We start from the raw sequence: 8,007 nt of genomic DNA, 5'->3' as shown, positions 1-8,007 counted from the left end.
GCGCACCGGCTGGCGCGCTGGCAGGGCACCGACAGCGCCGCGGCGATGGACGAGAACGAACTGACCACCGCCGCCGAGATCCGCCGCCGCCTCGGCGCGCCGCCGCCGCACGCGATCGAGCGCGCGCCGGCCGACGCGCGCCTGCCGCTGCCGCGCCTGGACGACGGCGAATTCGAACGCCTGCTGGCGCGGCGCACGACCTGCCGCAACTTCGACGCCGCCCGCGCCCTGCCTTACGAACCGTTCGCGCGCATGCTGCAGCGCGTGTTCGCGGCGCAGGCGCAGGTGCGCATCAGCGACGACACCGTGTTCCTGAAGAAGCACACGCCCTCCGGCGGCGGCCTGCACCCGACCGAGGCCTATCTGATCGTGCAGAACGTCGAAGGCGTGGCGCCGGGCCTGTACCACTACCATCCGCTCGAACACGCGCTGGAGCCGCTGCCGGCGCCGGCGGCGCCGCTGGCCGAATTCGCCGCGCAGGCGGTGGCGGGGCAGCATTGGTTCGCCGACGCGCACGCGCTGGCGGTGCTGACGCCGCGCTATGCGCGCAGCTTCTGGAAATACCGCCGCCACGCCAAGGCCTACCGCGCGCTGCTGCTCGACAGCGGCCACCTGTCGCAGACGCTGTACCTGAGCGCGACCGAGCTGGGCCTGGGCGCGTTCGTGACCTCGGCGATCAACGAGATCGACATCGAACGCGCGTTCGGCCTCGACCCGCTCGCCGAAGGCCCGCTCGCGGTGTGCGGCTTCGGTTGGCGCGGCGAACGCATGCGCACCTCCGAGTTCGATCCCGCCGGCGGGGTCTGGCCGCGGGACTGAGCGCGCGCGCACGTTCGCCGCGGCGCGCCGCCACCGCGGGGCAACACGGCGCGCGCGGCCGGTGGCATGCTGCGCGCATCCTCCGCGGAGCGCGCACGCATGTGGCCCGATCGCCGTATCCAGGACTTGTTCGGCATCGCCTTGCCGATCGTGCAGGCGCCGATGGCCGGCGCGCACCAGGCCGAACTGGCCATCGCCGCCGCGCGCGCCGGCGCGCTGGGCTCGCTGCCGTGCGCGATGCTGTCGCCGCAACAGGCGCGCGAACAGGTCGCGCGGTTCCGCGCAGCGGTCGGCGCGCCGGTCAACCTCAATTTCTTCTGCCATCGCCCCGCCGCGCCGGATCCGGCGCGCGAAGCGGCATGGCGCGCGCGGCTGCGTCCGTACTACCTCGAATTCGGCCTCGACCCCGACGCCGCCAGCGCCGCGGTCGCGCGCGCGCCGTTCGACGAGACCTGGTGCGCGCTGGTCGAAGAACTGCGGCCGCAGGTGGTGAGCTTCCACTTCGGCCTGCCCGAGCCGGCGTTGCTGGCGCGCGTGCGCGCGACCGGCGCGCGCGCGATCGGCTCGGCCACCACCGTCGCCGAAGCGGTGTGGCTGGAGCGCAACGGCTGCGACGCGGTGATCGCCCAGGGCAACGAGGCCGGCGGGCATCGTGGCGTGTTTCTCGCCGATGAATTCTCCAACGGCGAAGACGTGAGCCGGCAAGCGGGCCTGTTCGCGCTGCTGCCGCGCGTGGCCGATGCGGTGAAGGTGCCGGTGATCGCCGCCGGCGGCATTTTCGACGGGCGCGGCATCGCCGCGGCGTTCGCGCTCGGCGCGGCGGCAGTGCAGGTCGGCACCGCGTACCTGTTCTGCGCGGAGGCGACGATCGCGCCGCTGCACCGGCGCGCGCTGGCGGCGGGCGAGGGCGACGACACTGCGCTGACCAATGTGTTCAGCGGCCGCCCCGCGCGCGGCATCGTCAACCGGGTCATGCGCGAAGTCGGGCCGTTGTCGCCGCTGGCGCCGGCGTTTCCCGGCGCCGGCGCCGCGCTGGCGCCGTTGCGCGGCCAGGCCGAAGCGGCCGGCGACGATGGGTTCATGTCGCTGTGGTCGGGCCAGGCGCGGCGCGCGCATGCGCTGGGCGCGTTCGAGCTGACCCGCGAACTGGCGCGGCAGGCGCTGGACTTGCTCGATCGCGGCGGCGAACGCGGTATCGACCGCGACTGAAGCGTCCGCGCAGAGCGCCCGTCCCGATCCAGATCGACGCGCGCTTACGCGATCCGACTGTAGGAGCGGCGCAAGCCGCGACCGCGACAATCGAACCACCGCGAACCTTCCGACGTTCCGCCCGCGCCGCTCAGCGCACCCGCTGCGGCGCCCACGCCGCCCACAGCCGCTGCGCTTCCTCGGCGATCACGTCGGGGCGTTCCTCCGGCCAGAACAGCTTGAGCCCGTCGAGCTTGCGCAGCCCGCGCGATCGGCCGAAGGCGTCGGCCAGCGGCTGCGCCTGCTGGTTGTCGAAGATGTCGTCGGCCATGCCCCACAGCACCCGCGCCGGCGCGCGGCTGGCGGCGAGCCCGGCGCCGATGCCTTCGAGCACGTTGCGCTCCAGGCCCATCGCATACGCGTGGGTCAGCGCCTTGCGCTTGGCGGTGGACAGCAGCGGGCCGAAGTACATGTCGATGGCGTCGTCGTCCGGATGCGAGGGATCGGCGTAGCACATGCCGCCGAAGCCCTGCGGCGAGCGCGCCAGCGCCTTGTCCTGCCACCACGGCGAGAGCCATTCGTCGACGAAGCGGCCCTGCTTGGACAGCTCGATCACCGGCACCAGCTTCGGCGGCGGGTTGTCGAACTCGGTATCGCAGTTGGTCAGCAGCACGGTGCGCACGCGCTGGGGATGGCGGGTCAGCAGCAACTGCGCGATCGCCCCGCCGCTGTCGTTGGCGACCAGGTCCGCGCTGTCGATGCCGAGCCGGTCCATCAGCGCCAGGATCATGCCCACTTGCGCGTCCGGATCCACCGCCTGGCCGTCGGCGACCTTGGTGTAGCCCAGGCCCAGCCAATCCGGCGCGATGCAGCGCCGGTACGGCGCCAGCCGCGGCAGCGCGCCGCGCCATTGATAGCCGTTGAGCGGGAAGCCATGCAGGAACAGCGCTGCCGGGCCTTCGCCGCGCTCGACGTAGGCGATGTCGCCGAACCCGGTGCGGGCGAACTTGCGGCTGGCGTGGAACTCGGCCGCGCCGATATCCAGATTCGCGTCGGCGCCGACCGCGCCGACCGCGCCGTCCGCGCCCACGCCGCGCGCGGCGGCATGGACGATGGCGCCGAGGCTGCCGGCGGCGATCAGGCCGGCGCCGCCCAACAGGAAACGTCTGCGATTCATGAGCTCATTCCTTGGTTGCGCAGCGCCGTCGCGGGCGTGCAGAAGCCCGCGACGGCGCGGATGCGCCGCCTGAGGCGTTGCGTATCGGTAAGCGGCGCGAACGCCGCGGTGTCGTCTTCGTTCGCCGGCCGCGGCGTGCACCCGTTCGGGCAGCGCGCGGCCGGTCTTGCCACACCGGCGACTTAGGCCCGGGCCAACGCGTTTTCCAGCGCGTGGGGCCTGCGTCCGGCGGAACGGTCAGTTGCGTCCCGGCGCCTGCGCCGAGACATAGGCCGCGTCGAGTTTCTGCGCGCATTCCTCGCAGCACACCTCGACGGTCTTGCCGCCGACCTTGACCTGGAACGCGTTCTCGTCGAGCGGGCAATCGCAGGCCGCACAGGTCTTCTCGCTCATGGGGGTTCTCCAAAGGCGCCCGGGATCGGGCCGGCACAGTAGGCCACCGCGGCGGGGGCCGGCGCTGTCAGAAAATTTAGCGATCGCCGCGCGGCCGCATGGAGCCCCTGCAGGAGCGGCGCGAGCCGCGACCGCGCCACCTCGCATACGGCGCCGGCCCGGATCCCGCGTCGGTACTGGCCGGGGCGCGGTCGTGGCGGGGATTCATCGTTTTTGCGGTGTCGCGGCCGCGGCTTGCGCCGCTCCTACAGGGGGACGCGTGACCTCAGCGGCGCAGCGCCGACTGCCGGAACTCCGACGGCGAGCGGCCGTAGGTCTGCTGGAACGCCGCGCTGAAATGGCTGTGGCTGGAGAAGCCCAGGTCCAGGCTCAGCGCGCTGAGATCCTCGTATTCGCCAAGCAGATCCAACGCCCGCGCAAGCCGCAGGCGCAGCTGGTAGCGATACAGCGGCAGCCCTTCCACGCGCTGGAACACCTGGGTCAGGTAGACCGGCGACACCCCGACTTCGGCGGCGATCTCGGCCAGGGTCCAGCGCCGCGACAGATCGCTGACCAGCACCAGCTTGGCCCGTTCGACCAGCCGCTGCTGGCCGGCGCTGGCGCCGGCCGCGTGCGCGGTGCGCGGGCCGAGCGCGCGCTGCACCAGGGTCAGGGCCAGGCTCTCGGCTTCCAGCGGCTCGGCGATGCCCTGGCGCAGGCTGTGGCGCAGCAGCATCGCCAGCGACTGCGCGCGCGGGTCGATGCGCAGCCGCGGCTGGCGGAACGACAGCTCCTCGCCCTCGCGCAGCAGCGCCTTGGGCGCCATCTCGCGCAGCATCGGCTCGGCCACCGACACCGACAGGCTGGCGTCGCCGCCCTCGATCGGGTGGCTGACCCGATAGCCCTCGCCGGCATTGAAGAACAGCACCTGGCTGGCCTCGGCCACGCTGGCCTGCTCGCCGACATGGCGCACGTAGACGCCGCGATACGGAAACACCAGATGGGTCGCGGCCGCGCATTCCTCGGCGCTGCGGTGCTTGCACTCGCCGCGGCAATAGACGTCGCGGACCGTCACGGTCGGCGTCTTGAGCAGGGTATGGACGGTGAACTCGGACATGCCGGAGGCCTCGCTGGCGCCGCGCGCCCGCGGCCGGCGGGCCGTCGCCCGCCCGGTCCGCGCGGCGACTATAGCCCAGCCGGGGTTGGGATCGCGGCCATGAAAGGCGGCCGCGGCGTGCCGTTCCAGGCCAGGCGCTACGAGGCCTCAGCCGCGCCGCGGCCGCCAGTGATGCTTGTCATGGCCGGCCGCGCGCGATCACGCGGCCCGGGTCGCGCTGTCGCGGTCGGCGCGCCGGTAACCGATGGCTTCGCTGAGGTGCGCGGTGCCGATGCGCTCGGCGCCGGCGAGGTCGGCGATGGTGCGCGCCACCCGCAGGATCCGGTGCATCGAGCGCGCCGACAATTGCAGGCCGTCGACCGCGCGTTCCAGCAAGGCTTGATCGGCGTCGCCCAGGCGGCAGTGCCGGCCGGTTTCGGCCTGGTCCAGGCGCGCGTTGGTCTTGCCGCTGCGCTCGGCCTGCCTGGCGCGGGCGGCGCTCACGCGTTCGCGGATCGCGGCGCTGGACTCGCCTTCGGGCTGGTCCGGTCGCAACGCCGACGGCGGCAGCCGCGGCACTTCGATATGCAGGTCGATGCGGTCCAGCAACGGGCCGGAGATGCGCGCGCGGTAACGGCGGATGACGTCTTCGCTGCACCGGCAACGCGCGCTGCTGTCGCCGGCCCAGCCGCAAGGGCAGGGATTCATCGCCGCGACCAGCTGGAACCGCGCCGGAAACTCGGCGCTGCGCGCCGCGCGCGACACCGTGACCACGCCCGATTCCAGCGGTTCGCGCAGCACTTCCAGCGCGCGCCGTTCCCATTCGGGCAACTCGTCGAGGAACAGCACGCCGTGGTGCGCCAGCGAGATTTCGCCCGGCCGCGGATCGGCGCCGCCGCCGACCAGGGCCACGGCGCTGGCGGTGTGGTGCGGCGCGCGGAACGGACGCTGGCGCCAGCGCGCCGGATCCAGCGCGCGGCCGTGGCCGCCGCCGCCGACCGAGGCGATGGCGGCGGTTTCCAGTGCTTCGTCTTCGCTCGCTTCGGGCAGCAGGCCGGGCAGGCGCGAGGCCAGCAAGGTCTTGCCGCAGCCGGGCGGGCCGATCAGCAACAGATGGTGGCCGCCGGCCGCGGCGATCTCCAGCGCGCGCCGCGCCTGCGCCTGGCCGCGCACGTCGCGCATGTCCAGCTCGGGCGCGCGCGCCGGCGGCGGGGCGACCGCACGCGGCAGCGATACGCGTTCGCACAGCATCGCGCAGACTTCCGACAGCGTGCGCGCGGTGCGCGCCTCGACCCGGCTGGCCAGCGCCGCTTCGGCGCCGTTGCCGGCCGGCACCACCAGCCGGCGCCCGGCGTCGGCCGCGGCCAGCGCCGCCGGCAGCACGCCGTCGATCGCGCGCAGTTCGCCGGTGAGGCCGAGTTCGCCGAGGAATTCGCAATCGGCCAGCGCCGGCAACGGCAGTTGCCCGCTCGCGGCGAGGATGCCGAGCGCGATGGCCAGGTCGTAGCGGCCGCCGTCCTTGGGCAGGTCGGCCGGAGCGAGGTTGACGGTGATGCGCCGCTGCGGGAATTCGTATTGCGCCGAGGCGATCGCCGCGCGCACGCGGTCCTTGGCTTCGCGCACTGCGGCTTCGGGCAGGCCGACGATGTTCATGCACGGCAGGCCGCCGCCCAGATGCACCTCGACCCGTACCGCCGGCGCACGCACCCCCGTTCGCGCACGGCTGTGCACGAGCGCCAGGTTCATGGCGGACGGCTCAGTGCTGGGGTTCGGACGCGTCGTCGAGCCGGGCTTCGAGCTCGGCCACGGTGCGCTGCAGTTCTTCGAGCTTCTCGCGGGTGCGCAGCAGCACCGCGCGTTGCACCTCGAATTCCTCGCGGGTGACCAGGTCGAGCTTGGACAGGCCGGTCTGCAGCACGGACTTGAAGTTCTGCTGCATTTCTTCGCGGCCTTCGCGCACGCCCGGCGGAACCAGGGTGCTGAGGCGGCGGGCGAGGTCGTCGATGTAGTTCAGGTCGATCATGTAGATGAAACTCCTCCGGTATTGGGGTCAGCTTGACCGCCGGACCGGGGCGACGCCGTCGGCCGGGGCCGGGGCGGGCTGTCGGAAAAGTCCGAAGTGGATGACGCGGTCACTACATCACGGCGCTGGCGCGGGCGGCAAGCCTCCGGGGAGTCGGTTCGCCGCCGCTTTCACGCGCCGTTGCCATCCTCCGACGCGCGCCGCGCAGGCGATGTGAACGCCGCCCGACCGGCGGCGCGGCTAGGTCGCGGCGCGCCGGCGCGCTATCCTGCGCGCCAATCCGAACGCGCCGGTATCCGCCGGCGCCGCGCTGCAGGCGGGAGGCAGGCGAATGAAAATGGTCATGGCGGTGATCAAGCCGTTCAAGCTCGACGATGTGCGCGAGGCGCTGGCCGAGGCCGGCGTGGCCGGCATCACCGCCACCGAGGTCAAGGGCTTCGGCCGCCAGAAGGGCCACACCGAGCTCTACCGCGGCGCCGAGTACGTGGTCGATTTCCTGCCCAAGATCAAACTCGAAGTGGCGGTGACCGACGATCAGGTCGATACCGTGGTCGAAGCGATCATGAAGGCCGCCGGCACCGGCAAGATCGGCGACGGCAAGATCTTCGTGTGGGACCTGGAGCGCGCGGTGCGCATCCGCACCGGCGAGATGGACGGCGACGCGTTGTAAGCGTCCGCCGCGCGGGCTTGCGCGGCTGGCTGCGGCATCGGGCCGCAATGGCGCGCGGCGACCGGTCGGTATCGACGCAGGCCGCGATCGAGCGAATTCGGCAATGAAGCCGCGCCGGTTGGCGGCGCTGGCTGAATCCCGCCTGGGTTCGCGCGCCGCCGCCGCGCCGCGGTAGGACTTTCGACCGATGCAGCCGCCGTCGGCCGGCCGCGACACTCGCGCTCCTTCGCCAGCGCGAGCCCGCCGTGTCCTGGTTGCGTTTCCTTCGCCCCCGCGGCCTGTTCGTCAAGCAAGTGGCGAGTTTCTTCCTCGCCTTCATCGCGGTGTGGCTGATCGTCGGGACGATCGATGTCGGGCTGTCGAACGCGCGCTTCCAGCGCGACGCCGGCGGCCTGCTCGAGCGCGCGGATTTCGCCGCGCTGGCGGCCCCGGCCGGCCGCGTCGATCCGGCCGACCCGGTCGCGTGCCGGCATCTGGCCGACACCGTGCTGTGGGGACTGGTCGACCAGGGCGTGCGCGAGGTGTCGGATTTCGTCGATCTGGTCGCGTACTTCAAGGACGGCCGCTTGAACGTGCGCGTGCTCGACGGCGGCCGCGTCGCCTGCGCCACCGCGCCGGCGCCGGTGGCGCTGCTGCGGCGCGCGCTGGACGCCGAGCTGCGC

The 8,007-nt window shown here is 73.0% G+C and carries 9 protein-coding genes; 4 read left to right on the top strand and 5 right to left on the bottom strand.

Going from position 1 to position 8,007, the window contains the following annotated elements:
• A partial coding sequence (locus tag A7A76_RS00480; protein WP_206409346.1) for a putative peptide maturation dehydrogenase occupies positions 1–819 on the top strand: 819 nt, incomplete at its 5' end.
• Positions 820–918: 99 nt separating this feature from the next.
• Entirely contained in the window at positions 919–2,028 is a 1,110-nt protein-coding gene (locus tag A7A76_RS00475) for an NAD(P)H-dependent flavin oxidoreductase (protein ID WP_206409345.1), read from the top strand.
• A gap of 130 nt (positions 2,029–2,158) precedes the next feature.
• Here the strand turns inward: A7A76_RS00475 and A7A76_RS00470 are convergent, their stop codons facing one another.
• The 5 genes from A7A76_RS00470 to ubiK all read right to left on the bottom strand — a co-directional run bounded on the left by A7A76_RS00470 (position 2,159) and on the right by ubiK (position 6,675).
• Entirely contained in the window at positions 2,159–3,184 is a 1,026-nt protein-coding gene (locus A7A76_RS00470; protein ID WP_206409344.1) for an alpha/beta fold hydrolase, read from the bottom strand.
• A 237-nt stretch (positions 3,185–3,421) separates the two neighbouring features.
• Positions 3,422–3,577: a hypothetical protein gene (locus tag A7A76_RS00465; protein ID WP_206409343.1), complete on the bottom strand. Its 156-nt coding sequence runs from the start codon at positions 3,575–3,577 to the stop codon at positions 3,422–3,424.
• Between the two features lie 265 nt (positions 3,578–3,842).
• Positions 3,843–4,673, bottom strand: coding sequence for a helix-turn-helix transcriptional regulator (locus A7A76_RS00460; protein ID WP_206409342.1), 831 nt, complete (start codon positions 4,671–4,673; stop codon positions 3,843–3,845).
• A gap of 198 nt (positions 4,674–4,871) precedes the next feature.
• A complete protein-coding gene (locus tag A7A76_RS00455; RefSeq protein WP_206409341.1) occupies positions 4,872–6,398 on the bottom strand; it encodes a YifB family Mg chelatase-like AAA ATPase in 1,527 nt (508 codons plus the stop codon).
• 10 nt (positions 6,399–6,408) lie between these two features.
• On the bottom strand, positions 6,409–6,675 hold the full coding sequence (gene ubiK / locus A7A76_RS00450) for a ubiquinone biosynthesis accessory factor UbiK (protein ID WP_123645788.1): 267 nt from the start codon (positions 6,673–6,675) through the stop codon (positions 6,409–6,411).
• 331 nt (positions 6,676–7,006) lie between these two features.
• On the opposite strand from ubiK, the gene A7A76_RS00445 reads away from it, so the two are divergent.
• Both A7A76_RS00445 and A7A76_RS00440 read left to right on the top strand, forming a co-directional pair.
• On the top strand, positions 7,007–7,345 hold the full coding sequence (locus tag A7A76_RS00445) for a P-II family nitrogen regulator (protein ID WP_031371341.1): 339 nt from the start codon (positions 7,007–7,009) through the stop codon (positions 7,343–7,345).
• A gap of 245 nt (positions 7,346–7,590) precedes the next feature.
• The coding region (locus A7A76_RS00440) for a hypothetical protein (RefSeq protein ID WP_206409340.1) at positions 7,591–8,007 on the top strand (417 nt) is incomplete at its 3' end.

The organism is Lysobacter enzymogenes (genome assembly GCF_017168095.1).
Classification (GTDB): Bacteria; Pseudomonadota; Gammaproteobacteria; order Xanthomonadales; family Xanthomonadaceae; genus Lysobacter; species Lysobacter enzymogenes_D.
The sequence above is the reverse complement of the archived record's forward strand: the minus strand, read 5'-3'. Positions and strand labels throughout refer to the sequence as shown.

Excerpts from the sequence above, each read along its gene's own strand:
- A7A76_RS00475 (WP_206409345.1), top strand. The coding sequence starts at position 919 with ATGTGGCCCGATCGCCGTATCCAGGACTTGTTCGGCATCGCCTTGCCG.
- A7A76_RS00470 (WP_206409344.1), bottom strand. The coding sequence starts at position 3,184 with ATGAATCGCAGACGTTTCCTGTTGGGCGGCGCCGGCCTGATCGCCGCC.
- A7A76_RS00465 (WP_206409343.1), bottom strand. The coding sequence starts at position 3,577 with ATGAGCGAGAAGACCTGTGCGGCCTGCGATTGCCCGCTCGACGAGAAC.
- A7A76_RS00460 (WP_206409342.1), bottom strand. The coding sequence starts at position 4,673 with ATGTCCGAGTTCACCGTCCATACCCTGCTCAAGACGCCGACCGTGACG.
- A7A76_RS00455 (WP_206409341.1), bottom strand. The coding sequence starts at position 6,398 with ATGAACCTGGCGCTCGTGCACAGCCGTGCGCGAACGGGGGTGCGTGCG.
- ubiK (WP_123645788.1), bottom strand. The coding sequence starts at position 6,675 with ATGATCGACCTGAACTACATCGACGACCTCGCCCGCCGCCTCAGCACC.
- A7A76_RS00445 (WP_031371341.1), top strand. The coding sequence starts at position 7,007 with ATGAAAATGGTCATGGCGGTGATCAAGCCGTTCAAGCTCGACGATGTG.